Here is a 26375-nt window from a genome sequence, read left to right as displayed (position 1 = left end):
TTTATGTGAGTTCTCTCAGATTTGCCACCTGTTCGGGGGTGATCCGTTCGATCGGGTCAGGCTCCCGAGGCGAGCATCCGTCCGGCCGTCGCCGCGGCGAGCGAGCGCGGCGCGAGTGCGGCGAACGTCGAGCTCAACCGATTGGCCCGGCCCGAGACCACGGAGGCCGGGGTGCGCCGCTTGTCCAGTGCCTTCAGCGCCGTGGTGATCACCTGCTCCGGAGTCTGGTACCCGCCGACCGCAGCCGCCTCCGTGCCGACGACGTCGAAGAACTCGGTGCGCGTCGCACCCGGGCTGAGGGCCAGCACGCTGACACCCGAGGACTTCGTCTCGACGGCGATCGCCTCGGTGAACGACAGCACGAAGGCCTTGCTCGCCCCGTAGACGGCCATGCCGGGCAGCGGCTGGTAGGCCGCCGTGCTCGCGACATTGACCAGCGCACCCGTGCCGTCGGCGACCAGCTCGGGCAGGAACGCGCGCGTCAGATCGACGAGGGTCGCGACGTCGAGCTGGATCTCGGCGGCGATCCGGTCCGGGTCCTCGTCGATGAACGCGCCGTAGGTCGCGAAGCCCGCGTTGTTGATCAGGGTGCTCACCGCGATGGAGCGCTCGGCGAGCCGATCCCTGAGTTCGGCGCCCACGCCGGGCCGGGCGAGATCCATCGCGATCGGGGTGACGGTCACGCCGTGCAGCGAGCGCAGCTCGGCCGCCTGCGCCTCGAGCAGCTCCCCGCGCCGGGCGACGAGCACCAGATCCGACCCGCGCGCCGCGAGCCGCCGGGCGAACTCCGCCCCGAGTCCCGAGCTCGCCCCGGTGATGAGGGCAGTGCGCCCCGTGAAATCGATGGCCATCGTCTCCGCCGTCCGTCGTCTATCTGTCCGATCAGGATGCCCCTGCGGCATCCCGGATCTTCAATGTAGACACTGTCAGCAATGTTGTCAACGTCTACTTTCGCGATAGGATGCTGCCATGAGCACGGCCTACCACCATGGCAACCTGCGCACCGCGCTGCTCGCGCAGGCCGAGACCGCGCTGCGCGAGGTCGGCGTCGACGGACTGTCGCTACGGCAGGTCGCACGCGACCTCGGGGTCAGCCACGGCGCTCCGGCGCGGCACTTCCGCGACAAGCAGGCCCTGCTCGACGCCCTCGCGCTCGACGGCTTCGAGGCGATGAACGCCCGTCTCGCCGAGGCCGCGGGCAGCGCCGGCAACTTCCGGCAGCGCTTCGAGCGCACCGCCCGCGCCTACGTCACCTTCGCCACCGACCGGCCCGAGCTCCTCCAGCTGATGTACACGACCAAGCACGACGACGCCGCCAGCGACCTCCTGCGCGAGACCGGCTACCGCGGCATGCTCGTCGCCCGCGACCTGATCGCGGAGGCACAGGCCGCCGGCGAGGTGCGGGAGGGCGACCCCGGCGTCTTCGCGGTCGTCGTCCACGCCCACATGCACGGGGTCGCCGTGCTCGCCTCGCAGGGGATGCTCGAGGAGTACGCGACCGACGTCGTCGTGGAGGCCGCGCTCGACCAGCTGTGGAACGGGATCGCGGCGCGGTAAGGCGCAGGTCTCGCCCGGCCGCCGCATCCCTGGCAGGCTGTCGGACATGCTCGCTCTCGTCTCGGCGCCGACGAACCTGGGCCTGCGCCCGCCGCAGCCCGGGAGCGTCCCCGGCGCCTCCAAGGCGCCCGAGGCGCTCCGGGAAGCCGGGCTGTTCGAACTGCTGCGGGTGGGCGGTGCGCGCGAGGCCGGGGCGATCGTGCCCGGCCGCTACGTGGACGACGACGCGACGCGGCCTCCCGGCCGCGTGCGCAACGAGTCCGCCCTCGTCGCGCACGCCCTCCGGCTCGCCGGCCGGGTGGGCACGATCCTCGACGCCGGGGATGCGCCGGTCGTCGTCGGCGGCGACTGCAGCGTGCTCGTCGGGATCGGCGTCGCCCTCGCCCGCCGCGGCGGCACCGGCCTCATCCACCTCGACGGCCACACCGACTTCCGGCATCCCGGCAACAGCGGCGCGTGCGCCAGCGTCGCCGGCGAGGACCTCGCCGTGGCTGTCGGGCTGCACTGGCCGGCCATCGCCGACATCGGCGGGCTCGGCCCGTACTTCGCCCCCGGACGCACGGCCCACCTGGGCCACCGGGACGACGACGAGCGCGCGACGGAGGCCCGCGACCTGCTCGGCGCGGTCGTCTCCGCGCGCGAGGCCCGGCAGACCGCATCCGCGACGACGGCCGCACGGATCCACGCTGTCGCCGGTACCGGATACTGGCTGCAGCTCGACGTCGACATCCTCGACCCGGACGTGATGCCCGCCGTCGACAGCCCGGACCCGGGCGGTCTCGACACCGGCGAGCTGGGCGCGCTGCTGCGGGAGCTGGCACCCCGGGCGATCGGAGCCTCCATCACGGTCTTCGACCCGGATCTCGACCCGGACGGACGCTGCGCTCGCGCCCTCGTCGACCTGCTCGCGGCGCCGCTCACCACACTCGGGAGCGCGCTGCGCTGAGGGCGCGCCGCTGACACGTGCCTACGGCCGCCGCCCCGTGAACAGGTCCATCGAGTGGTAGACGCCGAGCCGTTCGGCCACGGCATCCCACGCCCGCGTCGGAAGCACGCCCTTGAGCAGACGGGCGAACCCAACCGACCACGGCAGCATGAGCAGCGGGCGGCCGGCGAGCATGGCCTTCCACACCTTGTCCACCACGTACTCGGGAGTCAGGACCGGGGTGAGGAGCGGGCCGCGGGCGCCCTCGAACATCCCGGTGTCGATGTAGCTCGGCGCGACGGTGGTCACCTTGACGTGACCGAAGCCCTGCTGCTCCAGTTCGAGGCGCATGCTGTCGCTCCAGCCGATGACGGCCCACTTGCTGGCGGCGTAGACGCTCATCCGGGGGTTGGAGAGGGTGCCGGCGGCAGAGGCGATGTTGACGATGCGCGCCTCGCGGGGGCTCTCAATCATCCCGGTCAGGAACTCGCGGGTGACGTACATCGGCGCCAGCGCGTTGACCTGCATGGTGGGGCGGGTGTCGGCGCCGTTGTCGTGCTCCCAGAAGTACTTGCCGCGCACGATGCCCGCGTTGTTGATCAGCACGTCGATGCCGCCGAGCTCTCGGCGCACGGCCTGAGCGCTCTGCGCGATGGCCCCGAGCTCGCCGAGGTCGAGCACGTACGGGTGCACGCTGGTCTCCGGACGCCCGGCCGACGACGAGGGCGAGCGCGGCGGGGCATCCCACGCCGTGGCGGTGCGGCCGGTGAGGATCTCGGCGCGCAGCGCGTCGGTGAGCTCGTTCAGTGCGGCGGCATCGCGATCCCAGAGGACCACGGCCCGGGCGCCTTCGCGCACGGCGCGCTCCGCGTACAGCCGCCCCATCCCGGACGCGGCCCCGGTGATGAGCACGCGTGCGCCTCGAACCGTTCTCGCCATCCGTCCATCATCGCAGGCGGGCGGGGCCGGTGCGGCGTGTACCATCGACGAGAACACCGACTGACGGTCGGTTTTCACCTTCTGCCCGCCCGTCCCGATCCGAGGTCCCTGTGATGACGCAGACCGTTCTCGACCGCCGCACCCTGCTCCGCTGGCGCAATGCGATCACCGCCGCCTTCGGGCTCGGCGGCGTGACTATCGCCACGTGGGGACCGCGGCTGCCCGAGCTGATGCGTGAGCTGAACATCGACACCCCCACTGTCGGTGTGCTCATCGCGTGCTCCACGGTCGGCTCGATCGCCGGCCTCGGCATCTCGACCCCGCTGCTCGGCAGGCTCGGCGGCCGCTGGGCCGTGTCGACCGCCCTTCTCACGGTGGCTGGCTCGCTCGTGCTCCTCGGCGGGGCGCTCCTCCTGCAGTCGATCCCTCTGGTCGCGATCGGCTTCGTGACGGTCGGACTCGGCATCGGCACACTCGACGTGCTCATCAACGTCGAGGGCGCGGCGATCGAGCAGGCCGCCGCGAAGACGCTGATGCCGTTGATGCACGCGGCCTGGTCCGTGGGAGCTGCGATCGGCTCCGGGATCGGAGCAGCCTGCGCCGCCCTCGGCATCGCCCCCTCCTCGCAGTTCATGGCGCTGGGCGTCGTGGTCGTCGTCGTGACCCTGGCGATGGCGCGCGCCATCCCGGCCGCGGCCCCCGAGACGGCGGACGCACCCGCCCGGCCGCCGGTCGCGGTGCGCGTGAAGCAGTGGCTGCGCGGCTGGATGGACGTGCGCCTGCTGGTGATCGGCGTCGTCATGCTGGGCGTCGAGCTCGGCGAAGGCTCCGCGAACACCTGGCTGACCCTCTCGGTGAAGGACGACCACGGGCAGACCGCCGCCATCGCCGCCCTGTTCTTCACGATCTTCGCCGCGAGCGAGGCTGCGACGCGCATCTTCGGCGGACCGGTGGTCGACCGGCTGGGGCGTGTGGCGACCATCCGCTGGACGACGGCGCTGGGGATCGCGGGACTGCTCCTCTTCATCCTCGGCGGCGAGCTGTGGATGGTGCTCGTCGGCGTCGTGCTCTGGGCGGTGGGCGTCTCGATGGGCTTCCCGCTCGGGATGTCCGCCGCGGCCGAGGGCGGCGGCAACGCGGCGGCCCGTGTGAGCGTCGTCGCCTCGATCGGCTACGTCGCCAACCTGGCCGGCCCTCCTGTGCTCGGCCTCGTCGCGCACTCCACGGGCCTGCTCGGCGCGCTCTGGCTCGTCGTCGCACTGATGGCGGCCGCGTTCATCAGCGCCCCGGCGCTGCGGCCGCGGGTCTCGCGCGCGGTCCCGGCTCCGGTCACCTCCGGAGAATAGGGGCGACGCGCCCATCGGGGCGCCGGTCAGCGCGCCGCACGGTAGCGGGCACGCGTCTCGGGATCGAGGTGCTCGGTGGCGTACGAGAGCATCGTGCGCGGCATCTGCGCCGCGTGCTCGTCGAGGAAGCCGAGGAGAAGGGCACGGTCGACCCGTTTGCCGACCTCCCGCAGCATCCATCCGACCGCCTTGTGCATGAGATCCTCGCGATCGCCGAGCAGGCGCTCGGCCAGCGCGAGCGTCGTGGACGCGTCGCCACGACGGATGAACGCGAACGTCGAGAGCACGGCGACCCGCCGTTCCCACAGCACGTCGCTCGCGGCCAGCTCGTCGAGCACCCCGCGCGACCGGTCCCACAGCCAGGCGCCGAGCACGAACTCGGCGGACGAGTCGACGAGGTCCCAGTTGTTCACGCACCCGCGGCGCACGGCGGCGAGGTAGAAGGAGGCGATGCGCTCGCGCGCCTCGTCGTCCCGGCCGCGCGGGCGGCTCGCACGCTCGAAGGCGCGGTTCAGGATGATCAGCCCGGCGAGGCGGTGCTCGTGGACCGCGCTGTCGAGGAGCACGTCGATCTGCTCCAGCGGCACACCCTCGAACCGTTTCGCGACCGCGCGCGTCTGCGGCACGCGCACACCGATGAAGACGTCGCCCTCGCCGTACTCGCCCGGGCCGGTCTTGAAGAAGCGCTGGAGGAAGACGGCGTCCGCGGGGTCGGCGATCGCGGCGAGCGCCTCCTGCACCGCTGCCGCGTCGATCGTCATGCCGCCGACACTAGCGAACGCACGGTCTGCGCGCGGCGGGTGTCGAATCATGCGTGATCGCCGCGCGTGGCGCAGTTTTCTGCCGAAACGGTCAAAGAAACGTCCGCGATCCACGGTTAGGCTCGGGTGAGGGCGCGATTTCGCGCGTCCGATCCTGCCGCGCGCCCGCGGCCGAACGATGACGGGAGGTTCGTCACATGTCTCAGTCCGTAACCGGTTACACGCAGAACGCGATTGTCGGAGAACCCGAGGTCGTCGAGGACGCCCTCCCCGTGCGCGCGGTCGCGACGCATCCCGCGTGGCTCCGTCTGAAGGATGCCGCCGTCGCACTGCAGGCGCTGCAGGTCAAGGACGGCTCGGTCGAGCAGGAGTCCGACCGCCCGGCCGCCGCGAACCACGTCGCCACGCTCATCGCGTCGGTCGGCGAGCTGGCCCCGTTCTTCCCGCACGACGCCTCCTACCTCTCTGCGCTGCAGCGGGACTTCTCCCGCTGGGCGGACGACGGCTTCGGCATCCCCGACTTCCTCGACGCCCTCACCGAGTTCCAGCCGCAGCAGCACCGCGTCGACGGACTCGGCCACCTGGTCGTGTTCCCGATGTACACGCAGAACGGCAGCGCGAACCGACTCGTGGAGGCGGTGCTCGTCGAGGTCATCTGGCCGGAGTTCGTGGCGGAGCTGGAGGCCGGCGAATACGGCAACAAGCTCTTCGTCGCCCTGCGCTTCGTCGACTTCACGCCCGGCTACGACACCAACTCGGCCGTACTGTTCCCCGAGACGGTCGCCATGCGCGAGATCCCCCAGTTCACCTGGGGCGCCATCTTCCAGGACCGCGAGGCCGCCCGGTACCGCCGGGTGGTGCGCGCCGCCGCCGAGATCACCAAGCTGGAGCTGCCGGCCGACGCGGCCGCGATGCTGGACGACCAGCACCTCACGGAGGAGACCTTCGTGATGTGGGACATCATCCACGACCGCAGCCACATGCGCGGCGACCTGCCGTTCGACCCGTTCATGATCAAGCAGCGGATGCCGTTCTTCCTCTACTCCCTGGAGGAGCTGCGCTGCGACCTGACCGCGTTCCGCGAGTCGGTGCGCCTGGAGCGGACCCTCTCGGCGATCCCGGATGCCGAACTGTCGGACGCGCAGCGCGCCATCCGCGACCACGCCCACCTGGTGCAGTACGCGGTGATCTTCGACCGCATCTTCCGCTTCGCGATCACCGGCAGCCGCGTGCGCAACTACGACGGGCTCGGCGGCCAGCTGCTGTTCGCGTGGATGCACCAGCACGACGTGCTGCACTGGACGGACACCCGGCTCACCATCGACTGGGAGGCCGTGCCGGACGTGGTGGTCGCCCTCAGCGACCAGATCAACGAGCTCTACTGGCGGTCGATCGACCGCCCGAAGGTCTCGCACTGGCTCGCCGCGTACGAGATGCTGACGCAGACCCTCACCCCGCACCCCGCCTCCAACTGGGCGCGCGGCCTCCCGGACGAGACCCTCGCCGGCGCGCCGAAGGGCTACACCGACGCGGTGCTGGACGACGAGTTCCCGCTGTCGATGTTCTACGAGGCACTGAACAAGAAGATGGCGGCCGTCATCGAGTCCACCGCCGGGATCACCGGCACGACGGACGACGAGTGACCGACGCCCTGCCACTGCACGGCCGGCTGGTGCTGATCGCGGGAGCGACCAGCACCAGCGGCGAGGCCGTCGCGCGATCGCTGGCGACGGCGGGCGCGACGGTCCTCGCCGTCGGCACCCGCGAGGAGGTGCTGGAGGCGCTGGCCGCGGCGGTCCCCGGCGTCGACACCCGCGTCTGCGACCTGGCCGACCGGGACGCCGTCGCCGAGCTGGCGATGCGCATCCACCTCAAGTTCGGCGCGATCGACGGGCTGATCCACCTCGTCGGCGGCTGGCGCGGCGGCGGCGGCCTCGCCGGTCAGACCGACGAGGACTGGGATGTGCTGGAGCGCTCCTTCCGCACCCTGCGCAACACGACGCGGGTGTTCTACGACGACCTGGTCGCCTCCCCCGCGGGGCGGCTCGCGATCGTCTCGTCGACGGCCGTCGATGCTCCGTACGCGGGAGGCGCGAACTACGCCGCGGCGAAGGCGGCGGCCGACGCGTGGACCCGGGCCGTCGCCCAGGGCTTCCGCAAGGAGGCGCCCGACGCGGCCGCGGTCGTGTTCGTCGTGAAGACCCTCGCGGGCCTGGAGGAGCAGCTCGGCGAGGAGGTCGTGCGCCTCTGGGCGAGCCCGGCCGCCGAGGTGAACGGCACGCGCATCCCGCTCACCCCGAATCCTGCGAGGATGGACGGGTGACGCTACAACTCCATGATCTGAACCTGCGCGGCTTCGCCTCCGACAACTACGCGGGCGTGCACCCCGAGATCCTCGACGCGATCGCGGCGGCCAACCAGGGCCACCAGATCGCCTACGGCGAGGACGTCTACACCGAGCGCCTCCACGAGGTCTTCGCCGAGCACTTCGGCGAGGGCGTCCAGGTGTTCCCGGTGTTCAACGGCACGGGCGCGAACGTCGTCGGACTGCAGTCGATGGTGCCCCGCTGGGGCGCCGTCGTGTGCGCGAAGACGGCCCACATCAACACCGACGAGGCGGGCGCGCCGGAGCGCGTGGGCGGCCTCAAGCTGCTCCCGGTCGAGACGCCCGACGGCAAGCTCACTCCCGAGCTCATCGATCGCGAGGCGTGGGGCTGGGGCGACGAGCACCGCGCACAGCCGCTGGTCGTGTCGATCACGCAGACCACCGAGCTCGGCACCGCGTACACCGTCGAGGAGATCCGCGCGATCGCCGACCACGTGCACGCGCTCGGCATGAAGCTGCACATGGACGGCGCCCGCATCTCGAACGCGGCCGCCACCCTGGGCGTGCCGCTGCGCGCCTTCACCACGGACGCCGGCGTCGACGTGCTCAGCTTCGGCGGCACCAAGAACGGCATGCTCTACGGCGAGGCCGTGGTCGTGCTCAACCCGGATGCCTCCGAGGGCCTGATCTACCTGCGCAAGCTGAACATGCAGCTGGCGTCGAAGATGCGGTTCATCTCCGCCCAGCTCATCGCCCTGCTCTCCGACGACCTGTACCTGCGGTCGGCGGGACACGCGAACGCGATGGCGAACCGGCTGCGGACGGCGCTCGAGCGCGGCATCGCCGACGGCAGCATCCAGGGCGTCGGCTTCAGCCAGGAGACCCAGGCGAACGGCGTCTTCGCGACGCTCCCCGCCGGCGTCGCCGACCGGCTGCGCGGTCACTTCCGGTTCTACGACTGGGATGCGGCCCGCAACGAGGTGCGCTGGATGTGCTCGTTCGACACCTCGGAGCAGGACATCGACGACTTCGTCGCCGCCCTCGTGCTGGAGCTCTCCGCCGCCTGATCGGGTGCCCCTCGCAGCGGTGCCCCTCGCAGCGGTGCCCCTCGCTCTGGGGTGAGGCCGGGGTACAAAAATGTCCTCCATTATGCCGACAGTTCGGGTAGTCTCGAACTGCGGCCGGGGGAACCCGAATATCCACCGGCCGTAACCCCGAGCGAATGCCGGGCAGCGTGGAATGAACCCTAGTCTCCGCGTCGCCCGGCATCGTAGGTTAACGGTGTCGTATCGACCGAACCTCCCGGCGCGACACCGACCGGCCGCCTCCCCCGAATTGGGGTAGAGGGGTACAAGAATTGTCCTCCATTTGACCCACATGGAAGCTGCGTTTTCCGCTAGTCTTCAGAAGCGGTCGGGGAAACCCGAATCTCCACCGGCCGTAACCCCGAAACGATGTCGGGCAGTGTGGACTAACCCTAGTGTCCATACCGCCCGACATCGTGGGTTAAGCCGCGCGCCGGTCAGGCAGGAGCGGCTCCGAGCTCACGCGCCACGGTGTTCACGACGCGATCGACGAACGCGTCGTCGGGCGGGGCGTTTCCTGGGAGCGCCGCCCGCAGGAGCGCCGGACCGTAGACGAGGTCGAGCACGTACGGCAGGTCGTCCACGGGCGGGATCTCGCCGCGCTCGACGGCTCGCTCGATGACCCGGGCCGTCGACTCGCGCTGCAATCGGAGGAAGCGCGACTCGAAGAGGTCGGCCACGACGCGGTCGCGTGCGCACGCGTCGAGCAGGAGCGGGAGCAGATCGCGCGAGACGCCGTCGGTGTACATCGCCGCCTGGTCCGCCACGACCACACGGAGATCGCCGCGCAGCGACCCCGTGTCCTCCGACGGGTCGACGCGATAGCGCGAGGTCGCGACCGCGACGAGGAAGTGCCCGAGCGAGTTGTACCGGCGATAGAAGGCGTCGCGCGTCACACCCGCCCGGCCGATCAGGTCGTGGACGGTGACACTCGTCACGCCCGCCTCGGCGACGAGCTCCTCGAGCGCCCGATGGAGGGCGTCGTCGATCGCCGCGTTGCGCGGGCGTCCCAGTGGGGGCGGGGAGGTGTCGCTCATTACCTGACTATCGTATGGTTAATGCCGCATCCATGCGACCACGAGGGGACACCCATGACCGATCTCACCGCCATCCAGGACTCGCTCACCACGCCCGAGGCGTTCCTCGAGCTGTGCACCGAGAGCGGGGTGTTCGGGGCGAAGAAGCAGGCCGCCCGGGCGCACGAGCTCTGGCAGAGCGCGTCGTCACGGCAGGTGCTCGCCTACCGCGCCATCCCCCTGCCCGGCGGGACCGGGACGGGGCTGCTCGTCGGTCTCTACTGGGATCCGGCTGTCACGACACCGGACTTCGACGCCATCGCGTACGCCGTCATCGCAGAGCTGCCGCGCGACCTCATCCGTGCGGACGAGAAGGCGGCGTGGAAGACGCGCGACAAGAAGCAGAACGTCTTCTTCGGCTGGCGCGGCATGCGCGGGCGCCCGCTGTCGGCGTGGTTCCAGGAGCGGTTCGGCGTGGAGGGGGTCGTGCACCAGGTCATGGCGGCCTCCGACTTCGAGGACAACATCGCGGTCGCGATCGTGGCCGACGGCGAGGACCGGGTCTGGCCGACGGCGGTGTGACGCGGGATCAGCGCCACTGCTCCCGACCGCGCGCCTGCTCCCAGTAGGAGTAGCGCGAGGCCGGTGTGAACCCGAGCCCCTCGTACAGGGCGAGCGCCGGGGCGTTGGCGGCGACGACCTGCAGCCAGAGCCGTTCGACGCCGGCCGATGCCGAGGCTCCGGCGAGCGCGACCGCCAGCCTGCGGGCGAGGCCGCGCCGGCGTGCGCGCGGGAGGGTGGCGACCGCGTAGAGGCCGCCCCAGTCGTCGGCGAGGGCGAGGCGTGCGACGGCATCCGGATCCGCACTCGCACCCGCCCAGGCGTACAGTGCGGGACCGCCCGCGAGGATGCCCTCGACCGTGGCGCGCTCCGCTGCGCCGCCGCGTCCATCGACGGCCCACCACGTGTCGAGCCAGCCGCGCGACGGCGACGTCGCAACGGAAACGTCGGAGGCGGCACCCGGGGCGTCGGCGGCATGGCCCGACGCCGACACCCCGAGGGTCGCGGCCACGGCGGCACGCTCCGCCACCAGGACGGCGGTCTCGGAGTGCTCGCGGTAGCCGCGCCTGCCGAGCTCGCGGACCAGCGCGCCGGACGCTGCGGGGCTCACCTGGAAGACCGTGGGAAGGGCACGCATCGCGTACCAGCGCTCGGCCGCATCCACCGCCTCCGCGATGTCGGCGGAACCGGAGCCGGAGCCGGGGCCGGGGTCGGGGTCGCCGATCGCGAGCACGGAGTTCGCCCGATTCGTGACACCACCGGCCGCCCGCAGCACCCACGGCCCGAGCGCCTCGCGCTCGAGGGCCGGCCAGCCCCGGTCGGCGAGGCGGTCGAGGGCGGCGGGCAGGGGGAGCTCCATCCGATCACGCTACCCGGCGCACCCCTGCCCGCGGGGCCGAGGACGGCGTACCGTCCGCACCATGACCGACACGCAGCACGCCGACCCCCTTCCCGACAGCGAGGTCGCGGGGCTCAGCGCCAAGACCGTCGCGCACGTCGTCCACTACCGCCGGAAGACGTACGTGACGCGGCCCTCCGAGGGCTACGCCCTGCTCAAGCGCGTGCGCACCCTGCTGCGCGACGGCACCACCGACCTCGTGCCGCTCGTGCACCGCGACGGCTTCGTCTGGCTGGCGGTCGGCCCGAACATCCCGATCGCCGTCGACGAGATCGAGACCGACGCCGGCCACAGCGAGAAGCACACACTCAAGCGGCTCGGCTTGGACTGAGCCGTCCGGCCGTGCGTGCGGCGCGCTCACCGCCACGTATCGAGGAGCATCCAGAGCGCGGCGTAGACGGCGGCGGCGACGAGGGAAGCGCCGACGACGGCGGCCGCCTGGCGAACGGTGAGGCGGTTGCGACCGATGGCCACGGCGACGACGACGACGGAGAGCACGATCTCGATGACCCAGTAGACCGGGCTCGTGGTGCCGGCGATGCGGAGGAGGGCCCACACTCCTTCGCCGAGGAGCACGGCCGACAGCGGCACCGCCGCGATCGCCGCCCGGAGTCCGGAGCCGTGGCGGACGAGCGCCGCACACGCCCCGAGCACCGGTCCGGCGACGAGGGCGATCGCCGTCCAGACACTGGAGAACGGGTCCGCGAAGAAGTACCCGCGCCAGGCCGAGACCAGGCCGTAGCCGTCGACCATCAGGAGGAACGAGAGCGCCCCGAGCACCGCGCCGAGTGCCGGGCCCGCCCGGCTGAGCCAGACGATCGCGAACGCGAGCATCGCCCACCCTCCGGCGGAGTTGGCCAGCGAGGAGAACCAGGAGGGCAGGTATTGCTGGCCGAAGCTGGTCAGGCCGCCGACCAGGAGCGAGACGATCGCGACTCCCGCGACGCTCGTCGCCCGGCGGATCCACGGCGACCATCCACCGGGAGCCGGAGCCGGAGCCGGGGCCGCCGCCGGCCGTGTCGCGCTGGTCATACCCCGACCCTACGAACCCGGCTCCCTCTCACGCGTCCCTCTCACGACGGACATCCGCCCGCGACTGCTGCGGTTCGGGACGTCTGCGGTCGGGCGCCGCACCGCGGACGTCCCGCCGCACCGCAGTCGCTCGGGACTGCGGTGCGGCGGGACGGAGGGGGTCAGGCGCCGGCGACGGGGAGCAGCTCCCGCTCGCGCTTCGGCGCGGGCTTGGTCTGCTTGGCAGCGGGCCGGACGGGCACCGCGGGGGCGGGCTCGGGGGCGGGTGCTGCGACGGGAGACGCGACCGGCTCGACGGGAGCCACCGGCGCGATCGAGTCGGCGAACTCCCGCAGCCACGGCACGAGGCCCGGGCCGAGGTCCTCGCGCGCCGAGGCCAGCTGCACGATGGCCTTGATGTAGTCGAGGCGGTCACCGGTGTCGTAGCGACGCCCGCGGAAGATGACGCCGTGCACGCCGCCGGTCCAGGACGGAGCCGTGGCCAGACCCTCCAGGGCGTCCGTCAGCTGGATCTCGCCGCCCTTGCCCGGCTCGGTCTTCTCCAGGATGTCGAAGATCTCGGGACGCAGCACATAGCGGCCGATCACCGCGTAGTTGGACGGAGCGTTCTCGCGGCTCGGCTTCTCGACCAGTCCCGTGATGCGCACCACGTCGTCCTCGTCCGTCTCGACGACGGCCGCTGCGCCGTAGAGGTGGATGGACTCCGGAGGCACCTCCATGAGCGCGACGACGGTCGTGTTGAGCGCGTGCTGCACCTCGAGCATGCGGGCGAGCAGGGGGTCGCGCTCGTCGATGATGTCGTCGCCGAGGAGCACGGCGAACGGCTCGTGACCGATGTGCATCTTGGCGCGCAGCACGGCGTGGCCGAGTCCCTTGGGGTCGCCCTGGCGCACGTAGTGCATGTCGGCGAGGGAGGTGGAGTGGCTCACCTTCTGGAGCTTGTCGGTGTCGCCCTTGCGGACGAGCGTGTCCTCCAGCTCGGTGTTGCGATCGAAGTGGTTCTCGAGCGCGTTCTTGTTGCGGCCGGTGATGAGCAGGACGTCGTGCAGACCGCTGGAGACGGCCTCCTCGACGACGTACTGGATGGCCGGCTTGTCCACCACGGGGAGCATCTCCTTGGGCATGGCCTTGGTGGCCGGGAGGAAGCGGGTGCCGAGCCCCGCCGCGGGGATCACGGCCTTGGTGACGTAACTGGTCATGTCGGTTCCTTCGATCGGATGAAGCAGGGTGACGGGACTAGCGGACGGGGGCGAGCGCGGCCAGGTCGCGCTCCAGCGGGGCGAGCGCCGGCACGGTCCCCATCGCGAGGACCTCCCAGCCGGCGGCCGACCAGGTGATCGGGTCCAGGCAGTTGCGGGCGTCGATCACCGTGCGGCCGGCGGCCAGCTCGCGCAGAGCCGCCGGGTCGGCACCGGTGAACTCGTCCCACTCGGTGAGCACGACGAGGAGGTCGGCGCCGGTGACGGCGTCGTCCATCGAATCGGCGTATCCGAGAGTCGGAAAGAGCCGCTGCGCTGTCTGACGCGCCTGCGGGTCGTAGACGACGACCTGCGCGCCGCGCAGGTGCAAGGCGGCCGCCACGTTCAGCGCGGGCGAGTCGCGGACGTCGTCGGTCTCCGGCTTGAAGGCGGCCCCGAGGACGCCGATCCGCCGGTTGAGCACCGAACCGCCGAGAGCCTTCAGCGCCAGGTCGATCACACGCTGGCGGCGCCCCATGTTGATCTCGTCGACCTGCTGCAGCAGACCGACTGCGGCGTGCGCACCCAGCTCGTTGGAGCGGTGCATGAGCGCGCGGATGTCCTTCGGGAGGCAGCCTCCGCCGAAGCCGAGCCCCGCGTTCAGGAACTGCCGCCCGATCCGCTTGTCGTGCCCGAGAGCGTCGGCCAGCAGAGAGACGTCCGCACCGGCGGCGTCGCACACCTCCGCGATCGCGTTGATGAACGAGATCTTGGTCGCGAGGAACGCGTTGGCGCTGACCTTCACGAGCTCCGCGGTGGGGAGGTCGGCGACGAGCACCGGGGTGCCCTCCGCGATCGGGGTGGCGTAGACGCGACGGAGCAGCGCTTCGGAGGCCTCCGTGGTGCCGCCGAAGACCAGGCGGTCCGGGTGGAGCGTGTCGTCGACGGCCTTGCCCTCGCGCAGGAACTCCGGGTTCCAGACGAGCTCGACCGTCACGCCGGCCGGGGCGGCCTCGGCCACGATCGCGCGCAGTCGCGCCCCGGTGCCGACCGGGACGGTCGACTTGCCGACGATCACGGCGTCGTGGGTGAGGTTCTCGGCGATCCCCCGGGCCGCGGCCTCCACGTAGGCGAGGTTGGCGGCGAAGGAGCCGGACTGCTGCGGCGTACCGACGCAGATGAAGTGCACATCGGCGGTGGCGACGGCCTCGGCGATGTCGGTCGTGAAGGCGAGGCGGCCGGCCGCCACGTTCGAGCGGATCAGCTCGGGCAGCCCGGGCTCGAAGAAGGGCGCGCGGCCCTCCCTCAGCTCGGCGACCTTGTGCGGGTCGGTGTCGACGCCGATGACGTCGAAGCCGAGCTCGGCCATGGCCGCCGCATGGGTGGCGCCGAGGTATCCGGTGCCGATGACGCTGAGACGGGGAGCGGGCTGCTCCTTCGGGGACTTCTTGCTGGTGGTCATGTCATGTCCTTCCGGTGCGGTGGAGCAGATCAGGGTGCCGGGGTGAGGGTGAAGCGGTCTTCCGGTCTCGTCAGCCCGGCGATGAACGCCGAGAGGGTGTCGGCCCGGGAGTCGATGCGCCAGTCGTTGGTGGCGCGGACGCCCTCGACATACGTGGTGATCGCGAGGTTGAACCAGGAGAAGCCGATGATGTCGTCGTTCTCGGGTCTGCCGAGCGCCTCGAAGAACGACGTCACCCATTTCGGCTTGTCGCCTCCGGTCTCGGAGGCGCCGACTTCGGCCAGGATGATGGGCTTCTTCGTGATCGCGCGCAGCTTGTCGAGGCTGGGCTTGAACGTGTAGTCGAAGCTGAAGTCGTTGTCGGCCTTGTAGGGCGGTCGCAGGTAGCCGGAGAGCCCGACCCAGTCGACGTACCCGTCGCCGGGATAGAGGTTCTCGAGGTAGCCGTCGACCTTGTGCGTGGCGGGCAGGTTGTTGACGATGTTCGGCGCCCACACCCAGATGACCAGGTCGTTCGCGCCCTCGGCCTGGAAGATGTCGTGGACGTGCCGCCACATCTTCACGTAGTCGCCGACGTTGTTGCCGTTGATCGACTTGCCCTGCCCGTCGGTCTCGGACCACGGGTACCAGATGCCGTTCATCTCGTGGTCGAGGCGGATCGCGAGAGGCAGCCCGGTCGCCACGATGTCCTTGGCGTACTGGTGCAGGTAGGCATCGAAGTCGCCGCCGATGATCTTCGGCAGGGAGTACTCCGGGGCGACGTTGGAGTCGTTGCCCGCGTTGATCGGCCGCGACTCCCACGTCATCATCGGCATGCGCCCCTGGGCCCAGGCGCGGGTCACCGCGTTGGCGCGGAAGGTCTCGTCCCAGCCGCTGAAGTAGCCGACGAGGTTGGGGGCGACCCCGACCTTGGCGCTGGTGGCGTCGAAGGTCGCCCAGTTGAACGGGGCCTGCTCGGTGTACATGCCGTAGTAGCGGCTGGTCGGCGAGACGAGGTCGGAACGGGCCGGAGCGGTGATCGGCGTCGTGGTGCCCCCTCCGGAGCCGGACGAGCCGGAGCCCGAGCCCGAGGCGCTGCTGCCGGAGCCCTTCGAGCCCGCTGCCGACTTGGCGTTGGCCGCGGCGAGCTGCGCCTTCACGCTGTTGAGCTGGCTCTGAGCGGAGGCGGCCTGCTGCTGAGCGGTGGCGAGCTGCTTGGCCGTCGACGCCTGCGCGGCGAGGGCCTCACTCTGCATCGCCGTCATCTTGCCCTTCTGGGAGGCGATGGTCTGGGTCGCGCGCTGGAGGTTGCGCCGCAGCTCGGTGTTCTGCGCGGCGTACGGCGTGACGGCTTCCGCCGCGTCGGCCACGGCCTGGCGGAGCGGAGCGCTGGACGGCGACTCCCAGACGAAGGCCGAGATGCCGACGAGGGTCGCCGTGAGGAGGATGGCCGCTGCGGCGGTCGCCTGCGCCCGGGAGCGGGACTGCGACCACCAGGCCGAGGCTTTGGTGGAGATCGAGGGGCTAGACAAGGAACAGAGCCTCCAGGGTCAGGATCGCGATGCCGATCAGGTACGGGATGGCGGCGAGCGGGTTGAGCCGGCGCCGCTTCGAGGACTTCTTGGTGGCCGTGGCGGTCGCGGCCTCCGCCGCCTTCGCCTCGGCGCGGGTCGCGGTGGGAACGGTCTGCAGGGCGGTCGCGGTCGTCACGCCGCCGACCGCGTCGGGCAGGTCACGGGCCGGCGCACCGGACCCGGGGGCCGATTCCGAGGACGGACCGGTCGCGTCGCCGAGCGCGGCGATCTCGTCGTCGGAGCTGATCTCGGCAGGCCCGCCGGCGTAGGCGCCGGCCCGGGTGCCCCATCCGCTGGCGTGCGCCATGCGGAAGAAGCCGATGAGCCGGATGGGCATGAGGAAGAAGGTGGAGACGATGATGAAGATCGGCAGCCGGAAGAAGTCGCTCGGCTTCTCGGAGAGGTGCCGGATCTGCCGGATCGACATGCTGATCACCGACGACGCCACCATGAGGGCCACGACGGTCAGGACGCCCGCCTGGACGCCGTACTCGTGCAGGAAGCCCTCGTAGAAGTTGTAGCCCTGGCCGGTGATCGAGCGGTACACCCAGCCGCCGAGGACGCCCGCGAGGACGAACGGCAGGATGATGTCCATCACGAAGAAGAAGGCCAGCAGGGGGGCGTGCCCGAGCATCCACGGGAGCATCCGGAGCGTGTTGTACTGGCTGCCGCGCGCCCAGCGGAGCTGCTGCTTGAAGAGCTTCTTCACCTTCAGCGGGGCATCGGTGTAGCAGAGGCTCGTGTGCTGGTAGACCGTGCGGTAGCCCTCTTTGAGCGTGAGGTTCGTGAGCGTGCGGTCGTCGGAGACCTCCAGGAAGACCCCGAGGAACTTCTCGTTCATGAACTTGTCCATGACGCGCATCAGGATCGAGCGGCGGAAGGCGATGGTGCGGCCCGGGAGGCAGCCGATCTGCCCGACGACGCTCTGGGCCGGCATCGAGTACAGCGCACGCGAGTTCTCCAGCCAGTCCGCCCAGCGGGTGATCCAGCTGCGCTCCGGCTCGAGGATGCGCTGCTTGGTGGTCACGCCGCCGACGCGCTGGTCGGCGAACGGCTTGACCAGCTCGTTGAGGGTGTCCTGCGTCCAGACGGTGTCGGAGTCGACCAGCACCGTGATCTCGCCGGTGGACATCCTGGTGCCGATCATGACCGCGTTGCGCTTGCCCGGGATGGGCGTGTGCACCCAGCGGACGAGCGGCGCGAACTCCTCGCACACCTCGGCGAGCTCGGGATTGGGGGCGCCGTTGATGACGACGATGATCTCGCCCGGGCGCTGCTCGACCATGCGGCCGAGCACGTCCCGGAACAGGTCGAGCGGCTCGTCGACGACCGGGACGACCACGCTCGTGGTGCCGTGGAAGTCGTCGGTGTACGGGCGGTAGCGGCGCGACATCAGGACCTTCACGATCCAGATGATCCAGATGAGGGCGGAGTAGACGGCGAAGAGATAGATCTCCGGATGGCCGCCGAGCATGTGCCGGATTTGGAGCAGGAAGATGAACACGGACGGACCTCTCACTGTGAGATGGGGGGTGGCATCCACGACGGCGGGGATCTGGTCTGTTCGGGTTGCTCAAGTTGTACGGGGTCTCAGGGATGGCCCGCAAGTAGGGGTGGACAGGGCGGGTCGGCGCGTCGGACGACCCCCTCGACCACCGCTGTCCGCAGACACGCGGACACTGCTTTCCGGGCGTGTCGCGATCGGGCATCCCGGGCGCGTCGCGATCGAAAATGCTGATAGAGGCAACAAAACTCCGGCCCCATTCGGGAGATGATGCACTCTCGGGTTTTGTACCCCTTACTCCTGTTCGTGTACCCCGCGAAGGGATTCAGGGAATCCCCCGCGAATGTGACGAATTGTTACGTGCGCGTCATCGAGCGTTAACAGAATCGGCCGCGACGAGGAGTCTTCTGCGGGGTGCGGGACGGGGTCTAAGCTGTGCCGCGTGGGCACGGACGACCGCATCTCCCCCCGTCGCTTCCACGACGCCGACGGCGTCGAGGACTGGTCCGTGCTGTACGACGGAGCCGTCGTGCGATTCGCGACGGGCACGTTCGAGCGCGGCGCCGCACTCGTCGCCGAGATCGCCCGGCTGGCCGAGGAGGCCGGCCACCATCCCGACCTCGACCTGCGCTACGGCACCCTCGTCGTGCGTCTCGTCAGCCACGACGTCGGCGACATCAGCCTCCGCGATCAGGCCCTCGCCGCGCGCATCTCCGAAGCAGCACGCGCGCTCGGCGTGGAGACGGCGGCCACCGGCGCGCAGACGGTCCAGGTCAGTGTCTTCGCCCTGGATGTGCCCGCCGTGCTGGCCTTCTGGCAGGCCGCGCTCGGCTACGACCGGCGCGGCGACGGCGATCTGGTCGACCCGCTGGGCCGTGGTCCGGACTTCGCCTTCCAGCAGCTCGACCACCCCATGCCCCACCGCAACCGCCTCCACATCGACATCTCCGTCCCGCGGGCGGAGGCGGCCGGGCGGGTGGATGCGATGCTCGCGGCCGGGGGCCGCCTCACCGCCGACACCCGCGAACCGCACTGGTGGTCGCTCGCCGATCCCGAGGGCAATGTGGCGGACATCGCCGCGTGGCGCGACGATTCCGAGGAGGAGGAGCTGTGACGGCATCGACACGGACGAAGGTGCGCGCGCGCGCGGGCGCGGCGGCGGGGCTCTCGGTCGCCGTCCTGCTCCTGCTCACCGGCTGCGACCTCTTCGCGCCGCAGGACACCCTGCAAATCGAGGAGACGAGCGACGGCGTGAGCGGCCGCGTCGGCGACCTCTACGTCGCGAACGCCGTGCTCCTGACCGCCGCCGACGGCGACGGCCCCGCCGGCCTGGTCGCCAGCCTCGTCAACCAGGGGACGTCGCCGCTGGACGTGAGCATCCACACGACCGCCGGCAGCGATTCGGTCTCGCTCGCGCCGTCGGGAGTGGTGCAGCTCGGCGTGCCCGACGGCCAGACCATCGAGTTCGACGGGCTCGACGCCAAGCCGGGAGCCCTGACCGACGTGACGTTCGAGAACGGATCGGAGACGCTGACGCTCCAGGTGCCCGTGCTCGACGGCGGGCTCACGCAGTACCGCGACCTGGTGCCGACTACTTCACCGCTCCCAACGTCAACCCCGTCTTCAACAGCCGGTAACTGATCACGTAGACGACGAAGACGGGCACGGCCGACACGACGGCGAACGCCATCATGCGGGGCCAGTCGATCCCGAACGCCCCGGCCTGCTGCGCGATGAGCGCGCTCATGGGGTATTTGTCCGGCGAGAGCATGAACGTGATCCCGTAGAGGAACTCGCCCCACGAGACCAGGAAGATGATCGCGGAGACGGTGAGCACTCCGTTGCGCGCGAGCGGCAGGGCGACCGAGAAGAAGGTGCGCAGGGTGCGGGCGCCGTCGATCCGCACCGCCTCCTCGATCGAGATCGGGATCGCGGCGAAGAAGGGCCGCAGGAGCAGCACGGCCCACGGCAGGAAGAGCGCGGCGTCCGCCAGGATGAGCCCCGCGTCCGTGTTGATCAGGCCCCACTGCGAGAGCAGCCAGAACAACGGGATGAGGTTCGCGGTCTGCGGGATCATCTGCAGGATCACGAGCACCGCCAGGGCGACGAGCACGACCCGGGAGCGGAGCCGGGCCAGAGCGTACGCCGCGGGGATGGCGAAGGCGAGGCACACGACGGTGGTGCCGACGGCGACGATCGCCGACTGCCTCATCGATCCCGCCAGCTGCGGGTCGGCCAGCGCCTCCCGGTAGGCGTCGATCGTCGGCTGGAACAGGAAGGACGACTGCGTGCCGAGTACATCGCCCTGGCTCTTGAGCGAAGTGAGCACGATCCACAGCAGCGGAAGTCCGTAGAGGAGGTACAGGACGACGCGGATCCCGAACGCGACGGGCTCGCGACGGCGGCGCAGTGACGACACGATCAGACCTCCTCGGTGCGACGGACGTCGCGGACGTAGACGAGAGCGAAGACCAGGACGACCACCAGGGCGAGCAAGGCCGTGGCGGCGCCCTGTCCGTAGTCGAGCCGGATGAACGCCTGGGCGTACGCGAGGTACGGCAGCGTGGTGGACGCCGTTCCGGGCCCCCCGGCGGTCATGACGTAGATGAAGTCGAAGCTGCGGAAGGCGTAGACGACGGTGAGCACGGTGAGCACCGTCGCCGCGGGCCGCGCGTGCGGGGCGAGGATGTAGCGGATGCGCTGCCACGGGCCGGCCCCGTCGACCTGGGCCGCCTCCAGCACTTCGCCGTCGAGCCCGAGCAGCGACGCACGGAAGATCAGGGCGTTGAACGGGATGACCGCCCAGGCATTGACGAGGGCGACCGACCACAGCGCGAACGCCGGGTCGTAGAGGAAGCCGACCCCCGTCGGGGCGACTCCGATCGCGCGCAGCAGTTCGTTGACGAGACCGTGGTCGCCGAGCAGGAACTTCCAGATCGACCCGTTGATCACCGGGGGGAGCGTCCAGACGAAGACCATCATCCCGAGCAGGAACGATCCGCCTCGCGTGGAGGACGAGACGGCGACCGCCACGGCGAAGCCCCCGAGCATCCCGAGGGCCGTGACGACCACGACGAACAGCAGGGTGTTGACGACGACCGAGGCGAAGTCCGGATCCGCGACGATCGTCTGGTAGTTGCCGAGCCCGATGAAGTCCCAGTCCCGGTTGAGGGTCGCGGCGGTCACGTCGTTGACGCTCATCCGGACGAGCTGTGTCAGCGGCCAGATCGCCAGGGCGGCGAGGAGCGCCGCTGCCGGGAGCGCGAGGGCGAGCCTGCGGTCGCCCAGGCGGCCCCGGACAGCACGACCGGAGCCACGACGAGAGGAGCCACGACGGCGCGCGGTCGGCGGCGCGGGTCGAATCCGCACCGAGGAGGGGAGAGCCGGTCCGTGCCACCGATCGTCAGCCTTTCAGGAGGGGTGTGAGCTGGGTCATCAGCTCATCGGCGAGCTGATCGGGGGTCCCGCCACCCGAGATCGCCTTGCTCCAGTAGTTGCCGACGAGGTTCTCGACATCGTTGACGTTCTTCGACGGCACCTGCGGACTCGGCGACGGCCGCCCCTGCTTCTGCACGATGTCGGCGAAGACGCTGAGGATCGGGTCGGCACTGATCTTGTCCGATGCCGCGGCGTCCGCCCGGGCGGGGATCGATCCGAACGAGTCGAGCAGGGTGAGCTCGCCGTCGACCGAGAAGAACGAGTCCTCGAGGAACTGCTGGGCGAGCTCCTTGTGCTTCGAGAACGCTCCGACGTTCTGCACCTCGCCGCCCAGCAGCACGCCGCCGTCACTGGAGATCGGCAACGGCGCGACGCCGTAGGCGAACGAGGCCTCTTTCGCCGCGGCGATCTGCCAGTTGCCGTTGACCGCGAAGAGCGAGGAGCCGGCCGCGAACTGCTGGAACGGGACGGTCTGGTCCCAGGTTGCGGCCTCCTTCGAGAGGTATCCCTTCGCCGTCCAGTCCTGGAGCATCGAGTAGGTGTCGGCCATCGCGGCCGCTTGCGGGTCCCCATAGGAGAACCCGTGCGACGTGAACCACGGGAAGCCCTGCCACTGGCTCTCGAGCCCCGGCTTGCCGGTGAGGGTGACGCCCTGCTTGCCGGCGGCCACGGCTTTCGCCATCGCCGCCTGCATCTGGTCGATCGACGTGGGGACCTCGGCACCGACCTGGGAGAGCAGGTCCTTGTTGTACCAGAGGCCGAGCAGGTTGACATATCCCTGCACCCCGTAGAGCTTGCCGTCGACGGTCTGCTTCACGCCGTCCGGGAACTGGTCCTTGTCGGCGTACGACGACCACCAGTCGTCCATCGGCTCGATGGCACCCGCCTGCGCGAGCGGGTACGTCCCGGAGGCGCCGAACACGAGGACGTCCGGTCCCGTCTTGGCGCCTGCGGCGGTGACGGCCTTCGTCGTCATCTGGTCGACGGGGATGTACTGGAAGTCGACGGTGACTCCCGGGTGCTTCTTCTCGAACGACCCGGCGAGCTTCTGGAGCCCGGCGACCTGTCCGTCGGTGTTGTAGTAGTGCCAGACCGTGAGGGTCGTGCCTGCGTCGGCGGGGCCGTCGGAGCTGCCGGAGCAGCCGCTCAGGACGAGTGCCGCCGCCACCCCCGCCGCGGCGAGCGCGACGCCCGGCCATCGACGATTCTGCTTCATCGCGTTTCGCCTCTCTGTGTGATGAGACAGGTGCATCCTGTTTCGCTTTCATTTCATCGATGAATTGAGAGCGCCTCATCTGTTGTTTATCGAATCATGCTGACCGAAAAGGGTTTCGTCAAGAGATATCAGTAGATTTCTTCCCGAAAGGTTTTGGGTTGACAGCGCGAGACCACTCCGCGTACGGTGCATCACATTCACCGAAGAAATGAGGTTCGACGTGGCACCCACCCCCACCGCGCCCGCCGCGGCCGGCGCAGCGGAGACCGTGCGCGTCCCCATCACGGTCGATCTCGGCACCCCCGTGGGCGTCGCAGATCCCCGGCTGTTCGGGTCGTTCGTCGAGCACCTGGGCCGCAGCGTCTACGGAGGGCTCTACGACCCGGCGGATCCCTCGTCGACGCCGGAGGGATTCCGCGCCGACGTGCTCGACCTCGTCGCGGAGCTGGGCGTGACGGTCGTGCGCTACCCCGGCGGCAACTTCGTCTCGGGCTACGACTGGCACGACGGCGTCGGCCCGCGGGAGCAGCGGCCGCGCCGCCTCGACCTGGCCTGGAAGTCGATCGAGACCAACGAGTTCGGCACCGACGAGTTCATCGCCTGGTGCCGTGCTGCCGGAGTCGAGCCGATGCTCGCGGTCAACCTCGGACTGGGCGACCTGCGCTCCGCCCTCCACCTGCTCGAGTACGCGAACCACCCGTCGGGCACCGCCCTCTCGGACGAACGGGTGGGGAACGGGGCCGCCGACCCGCACGACGTGCGCCTCTGGTGCCTCGGCAACGAACTCGACGGTCCGTGGCAGCTCGGCTTCCGCACCGCCGAGGGCTACGCGGAGGTCGCCGCCCAGGCCGCCACCGCCATGAGGATGTTCGACGACACCCTCGAACTCGTCGCCGTCGGATCCTCCAACGCGGACATGCCGACCTTCGGCGCCTGGGAGGACACCGTCCTCGATCGCACCGTGGAGCTGGTGGACTACCTCTCCTGCCACATCTACTTCTACAACGACGGCGACCTCGCCGCCTTCGTGCGCTCGGCCGAGACGCTCGACGCCTTCCTAGACGACATCGCGGGACGCATCCGGCGGGCGAAGGAGGCGCATCCCGCCGCCCGCGACGTGCGCATCAGCCTCGACGAGTGGAACGTCTGGAACTACCGCGCCTATGACGACCTCAAGCCGGAGCGCCGCTTCGAGCAGCACCCGCGACTGCTCGAGGAGGAGTACACCCTGGCCGATGCCGTGGTCGTCGGCAGCCTGCTCCAGAGCATCCTCCGCCATGCGGACGTCGTCGGCATCGCCGCGCTCGCTCAGCTGGTGAACGTGATCGGCCCGATCCGCGCCGAGCCCGGCGGTCCGGCGTGGCGGCAGACCACGTTCCATCCGTTCGCCGCCGCGGCGCGCAGCGCGGGGCACACGGTGCTCGCCACCCGCTCCCCCGAGGGGTCGGACGTCGGCACGACGGTCACCCTGTCCCCCGACGCGACGACGGTCGAGGTCATGCTCACGAACCGCTCCCTCAGCACCGCGGCCGTCGCCTCCCTCGACGTCGCCGCGCTCGGCGCCTGGCGCATCGACCGGGTCGACGCCCTCTGGGACGACGATCCCCTCGCGGCCAACACGGAGGCGGACCCCGAGCGCGTCGTGCCCCGCGCCGTGCCGGCCGGCCTGCGCGACGGACTGCTCACCGTGGCACTCCCGCCGCTCTCGTGGGCGGCGGTCCGCCTCGACTGCACGAAGGGTCCATAGTGGTGGGGATGACCAGGAACAGCGTGACGATGGCCGACGTCGGCGACCGGGCGGGCGTCACCGCCCGCACCGTCTCCAACGTCCTCTCCGGCCACCCGTCGGTGCGGCCCGAGACCCGGGAGCGCGTGCTGCGCGCCGTGAGCGAGCTGGGCTACCGCATCAACACCTCCGCCCGGAGCCTCAAGACCGGGAGGACCGGCAGCATCACGCTGGCCATCCCCGACCTCGGCATCGACTACTTCAGCTCACTCGCCCGTCAGGTGATGCAGGAGGCCGAACGGCACGACTGGGCCGTCGTGATCGAGCAGACCGGGGGGCGCCGGGACACCGAGCTGGCGATCCTGTCCGGCGCTCGACGGCAGCATTCCGACGGACTGATCTTCCAGCCGCACGCCCTCGGCCCGGGCGACGAGCGCTACCTGACCGGGAACGACCGCCTCGTGATCCTTGGCGACCGCATCTTCAACGGGCCGGTGGACCACGTCGCGATGGCGAACGTCGAGGCGTCGAAGCTGGCGACCCAGTACCTCGTCGACCGCGGGTACCGGCGCATCGCCGCCATCGGCACCAATCCGCGCGTCAGCACCGTGAGCGCCGCCTCCCTGCGCCTCGACGGGTTCCTCCAGGCCCTCAACGCCAACGGGCGGACGGCTCCCCCCGAGCTCGTCGTCGTGGCCGAGGAGTGGCATCTGCGGGACGGATCGCGCGGGATGGAGACCCTGCTGCGCCTCCCCGAGCCCCCGGACGCCGTGTTCTGCTTCAACGACACCCTCGCCCTGGGCGCGCTGCACCAGCTCGCCGCCCGCGGACTCCGCGCGCCGGACGACGTCGCCGTGGTCGGCTTCGACAACGTGCCGATGGCCGAGTTCTCCGTGCCGCCGCTGACCACGGTCGAGCCGGGGACCGCCCAGCTCGCCAAGCTCGCCGTCGACCTCCTCGCGGCGCGCGTGGACGGACGTCAGGACCCTCCTCAGGAGATCTCCACGGACTGCTCGCTGATCGTGCGTCGCAGCGCGTGAGTCGCGTCGTCCGTCGTAACAGGTGGACACGCTCGCGGAATACTCCCGGCGTCCATGTGTTTACATCGATATAGCCGGGCAATGGAGCCTCGAGGCCAGCCATCCACACTTCGAGGAGATCCACCCATGTCGCTCACCGACGTCGCGCCCCGCATCGCCGAGACCGCCGCGCCCCTGCTCCCCGCGCTCGCCGAGCGCTGGAGCCCGCGGGCGTTCGACACCGTCGCCGTCATCGACGAGACCAAGCTGACCGCGGCCCTCGAGGCCGCCCGCTGGTCGCCGTCCGCCAACAACTCCCAGCCCTGGCGCTTCATCGTCGCCCGCCGCGGGACCGCCGAGTTCGACAGCATCGTCGCCAACCTGCTGGGCTTCAACCAGGCATGGGCGGGAGCTGCGAGTGTTCTCATCGTCGCCGTGGCCGAGGTCGCCGACGCCGAAGGCACCGAGCGCCGCTGGGCCACGTACGACGTGGGGCAGGCGGTCGCGCACCTCAGCATCCAGGCCCACCACGACGGCCTGCACACCCACCAGATGGGCGGCTTCCAGGCCGACGGCCTGCGCGCGGCATTCGGCCTCGAGGAGCGCTTCGTGCCCGTGTCGGTGACCGCGCTCGGCACCATCGGCGATGCGGACGCACTGCCCGAGCAGCTGCGCGAGCGCGAGCTCGCCCCGCGTTCGCGCCGCCCGCTCGACGAGGTCGTGATCGTCCGCGCCTGACGCGCTCAGGCGGCGCCCGCCGCCCCTCGCCGAGGTTCACGAAAAGGCCCTCATTCCCGTCGGAATGAGGGCCTTTTCGTGAACTTCGGCCCTGC

General features: G+C 70.6%; 26 protein-coding genes. 13 read left to right on the top strand and 13 right to left on the bottom strand.

From position 1 onward, the window contains the following. Positions 1–56: 56 nt before the first annotated feature. Positions 57–851, bottom strand: coding sequence for an SDR family NAD(P)-dependent oxidoreductase (locus tag ACFVU2_RS06615; protein WP_387872316.1), 795 nt, complete (start codon positions 849–851; stop codon positions 57–59). Positions 852–969: 118 nt separating this feature from the next. Here ACFVU2_RS06615 and ACFVU2_RS06610 point away from each other — a divergent pair, with 118 nt between their 5' ends. Then, positions 970–1557, top strand: a complete 588-nt coding sequence (locus tag ACFVU2_RS06610) for a TetR/AcrR family transcriptional regulator (protein WP_387872315.1) — start codon at positions 970–972, stop codon at positions 1555–1557. A gap of 46 nt (positions 1558–1603) precedes the next feature. Further along, positions 1604–2503: an arginase family protein gene (locus ACFVU2_RS06605; RefSeq protein WP_387872313.1), complete on the top strand. Its 900-nt coding sequence runs from the start codon at positions 1604–1606 to the stop codon at positions 2501–2503. Between the two features lie 21 nt (positions 2504–2524). Here ACFVU2_RS06605 and ACFVU2_RS06600 read toward each other — a convergent pair whose 3' ends face one another. Then, entirely contained in the window at positions 2525–3421 is an 897-nt protein-coding gene (locus ACFVU2_RS06600; RefSeq protein ID WP_387872312.1) for an SDR family NAD(P)-dependent oxidoreductase, read from the bottom strand. A 113-nt stretch (positions 3422–3534) separates the two neighbouring features. Here ACFVU2_RS06600 and ACFVU2_RS06595 point away from each other — a divergent pair, with 113 nt between their 5' ends. Next, on the top strand, positions 3535–4767 hold the full coding sequence (locus tag ACFVU2_RS06595) for an MFS transporter (RefSeq protein WP_387872310.1): 1233 nt from the start codon (positions 3535–3537) through the stop codon (positions 4765–4767). 26 nt (positions 4768–4793) lie between these two features. Here the strand turns inward: ACFVU2_RS06595 and ACFVU2_RS06590 are convergent, their stop codons facing one another. After that, the gene (locus ACFVU2_RS06590) at positions 4794–5528 is read right to left on the bottom strand and encodes a DNA alkylation repair protein (RefSeq protein WP_387872308.1); all 735 of its coding nucleotides are present in this window, start codon (positions 5526–5528) and stop codon (positions 4794–4796) included. 197 nt (positions 5529–5725) lie between these two features. Between ACFVU2_RS06590 and ACFVU2_RS06585 the strand changes: the two genes are divergently transcribed. From ACFVU2_RS06585 to ACFVU2_RS06575, 3 genes are read left to right on the top strand one after another with little or no spacing between them, the layout of a single operon-like run. Further along, a complete protein-coding gene (locus tag ACFVU2_RS06585) occupies positions 5726–7171 on the top strand; it encodes a DUF6421 family protein (RefSeq protein WP_387872306.1) in 1446 nt (481 codons plus the stop codon). Continuing rightward, complete coding sequence (locus ACFVU2_RS06580) at positions 7168–7851, top strand: SDR family oxidoreductase (RefSeq protein WP_387872304.1); 684 nt, start codon at positions 7168–7170, stop codon at positions 7849–7851. The genes ACFVU2_RS06585 and ACFVU2_RS06580 overlap by 4 nt, the downstream gene beginning before the upstream one ends. Further along, positions 7848–8921, top strand: a complete 1074-nt coding sequence (locus tag ACFVU2_RS06575) for a threonine aldolase family protein (RefSeq protein WP_387872302.1) — start codon at positions 7848–7850, stop codon at positions 8919–8921. The genes ACFVU2_RS06580 and ACFVU2_RS06575 overlap by 4 nt, the downstream gene beginning before the upstream one ends. A gap of 455 nt (positions 8922–9376) precedes the next feature. On the opposite strand, the gene ACFVU2_RS06570 is transcribed toward ACFVU2_RS06575, so the two are convergent. Beyond that, a complete protein-coding gene (locus ACFVU2_RS06570; protein ID WP_387872301.1) occupies positions 9377–9976 on the bottom strand; it encodes a TetR-like C-terminal domain-containing protein in 600 nt (199 codons plus the stop codon). A gap of 54 nt (positions 9977–10030) precedes the next feature. On the opposite strand from ACFVU2_RS06570, the gene ACFVU2_RS06565 reads away from it, so the two are divergent. Beyond that, the gene (locus ACFVU2_RS06565) at positions 10031–10537 is read left to right on the top strand and encodes a hypothetical protein (RefSeq protein WP_387872299.1); all 507 of its coding nucleotides are present in this window, start codon (positions 10031–10033) and stop codon (positions 10535–10537) included. Positions 10538–10544: 7 nt separating this feature from the next. Here ACFVU2_RS06565 and ACFVU2_RS06560 read toward each other — a convergent pair whose 3' ends face one another. Beyond that, entirely contained in the window at positions 10545–11375 is an 831-nt protein-coding gene (locus tag ACFVU2_RS06560; protein WP_387872297.1) for a GNAT family N-acetyltransferase, read from the bottom strand. Positions 11376–11436: 61 nt separating this feature from the next. Between ACFVU2_RS06560 and ACFVU2_RS06555 the strand changes: the two genes are divergently transcribed. Continuing rightward, the gene (locus ACFVU2_RS06555; RefSeq protein ID WP_387872295.1) at positions 11437–11745 is read left to right on the top strand and encodes a hypothetical protein; all 309 of its coding nucleotides are present in this window, start codon (positions 11437–11439) and stop codon (positions 11743–11745) included. A gap of 26 nt (positions 11746–11771) precedes the next feature. Here ACFVU2_RS06555 and ACFVU2_RS06550 read toward each other — a convergent pair whose 3' ends face one another. The 5 genes from ACFVU2_RS06550 to ACFVU2_RS06530 form a co-directional block, all read right to left on the bottom strand. Beyond that, the gene (locus tag ACFVU2_RS06550; RefSeq protein ID WP_387872293.1) at positions 11772–12446 is read right to left on the bottom strand and encodes a DUF6518 family protein; all 675 of its coding nucleotides are present in this window, start codon (positions 12444–12446) and stop codon (positions 11772–11774) included. Positions 12447–12607: 161 nt separating this feature from the next. Next, on the bottom strand, positions 12608–13645 hold the full coding sequence (gene galU / locus ACFVU2_RS06545; protein ID WP_387872292.1) for a UTP--glucose-1-phosphate uridylyltransferase GalU: 1038 nt from the start codon (positions 13643–13645) through the stop codon (positions 12608–12610). Positions 13646–13682: 37 nt separating this feature from the next. Next, a complete protein-coding gene (locus ACFVU2_RS06540; RefSeq protein ID WP_387872290.1) occupies positions 13683–15086 on the bottom strand; it encodes a UDP-glucose dehydrogenase family protein in 1404 nt (467 codons plus the stop codon). A 29-nt stretch (positions 15087–15115) separates the two neighbouring features. After that, a complete protein-coding gene (locus tag ACFVU2_RS06535; protein WP_387872288.1) occupies positions 15116–16597 on the bottom strand; it encodes a glycoside hydrolase family 26 protein in 1482 nt (493 codons plus the stop codon). Beyond that, positions 16590–18143, bottom strand: a complete 1554-nt coding sequence (locus tag ACFVU2_RS06530; protein ID WP_387872287.1) for a glycosyltransferase family 2 protein — start codon at positions 18141–18143, stop codon at positions 16590–16592. The genes ACFVU2_RS06535 and ACFVU2_RS06530 overlap by 8 nt, the downstream gene beginning before the upstream one ends. Positions 18144–18585: 442 nt before the next feature. On the opposite strand from ACFVU2_RS06530, the gene ACFVU2_RS06525 reads away from it, so the two are divergent. Both ACFVU2_RS06525 and ACFVU2_RS06520 read left to right on the top strand, forming a co-directional pair. Continuing rightward, positions 18586–19257 (top strand): VOC family protein, encoded by a 672-nt coding sequence (locus ACFVU2_RS06525; RefSeq protein ID WP_387872285.1) that lies wholly within the window; start codon positions 18586–18588, stop codon positions 19255–19257. Further along, entirely contained in the window at positions 19254–19784 is a 531-nt protein-coding gene (locus tag ACFVU2_RS06520; protein ID WP_387872284.1) for a hypothetical protein, read from the top strand. The genes ACFVU2_RS06525 and ACFVU2_RS06520 overlap by 4 nt, the downstream gene beginning before the upstream one ends. Here ACFVU2_RS06520 and ACFVU2_RS06515 read toward each other — a convergent pair. The 3 genes from ACFVU2_RS06515 to ACFVU2_RS06505 are packed head-to-tail and all read right to left on the bottom strand — an operon-like array spanning position 19735 to position 22797. After that, a complete protein-coding gene (locus tag ACFVU2_RS06515; protein ID WP_387872283.1) occupies positions 19735–20562 on the bottom strand; it encodes a carbohydrate ABC transporter permease in 828 nt (275 codons plus the stop codon). The two genes, ACFVU2_RS06520 and ACFVU2_RS06515, sit on opposite strands and share 50 nt — an antisense overlap. A 2-nt stretch (positions 20563–20564) precedes the next feature. Next, a complete protein-coding gene (locus tag ACFVU2_RS06510; RefSeq protein ID WP_387872282.1) occupies positions 20565–21512 on the bottom strand; it encodes a carbohydrate ABC transporter permease in 948 nt (315 codons plus the stop codon). Positions 21513–21546: 34 nt separating this feature from the next. Beyond that, on the bottom strand, positions 21547–22797 hold the full coding sequence (locus ACFVU2_RS06505) for an extracellular solute-binding protein (protein WP_387872281.1): 1251 nt from the start codon (positions 22795–22797) through the stop codon (positions 21547–21549). Between the two features lie 220 nt (positions 22798–23017). On the opposite strand from ACFVU2_RS06505, the gene ACFVU2_RS06500 reads away from it, so the two are divergent. The 3 genes from ACFVU2_RS06500 (at position 23018) to ACFVU2_RS06490 (ending at position 26280) form a co-directional block, all read left to right on the top strand. After that, positions 23018–24544: an alpha-N-arabinofuranosidase gene (locus ACFVU2_RS06500; protein WP_387872279.1), complete on the top strand. Its 1527-nt coding sequence runs from the start codon at positions 23018–23020 to the stop codon at positions 24542–24544. Between the two features lie 8 nt (positions 24545–24552). After that, positions 24553–25563 carry a LacI family DNA-binding transcriptional regulator gene (locus tag ACFVU2_RS06495; protein WP_387872277.1) on the top strand — a complete coding sequence of 337 codons (1011 nt, stop codon included), beginning with the start codon at positions 24553–24555 and terminating at the stop codon, positions 25561–25563. Positions 25564–25689: 126 nt separating this feature from the next. Next, positions 25690–26280 carry a nitroreductase family protein gene (locus ACFVU2_RS06490; protein ID WP_387872275.1) on the top strand — a complete coding sequence of 197 codons (591 nt, stop codon included), beginning with the start codon at positions 25690–25692 and terminating at the stop codon, positions 26278–26280. The last annotated feature ends 95 nt before the right edge of the window (positions 26281–26375 follow it).

The sequence above is a fragment of the Leifsonia sp. NPDC058194 genome (assembly GCF_042883605.1).
Lineage (GTDB): Bacteria > Actinomycetota > Actinomycetes > Actinomycetales > Microbacteriaceae > Leifsonia.
Note: the sequence above shows the minus strand (reverse complement) of the source record. Positions and strands in the feature narration are given on the sequence as shown.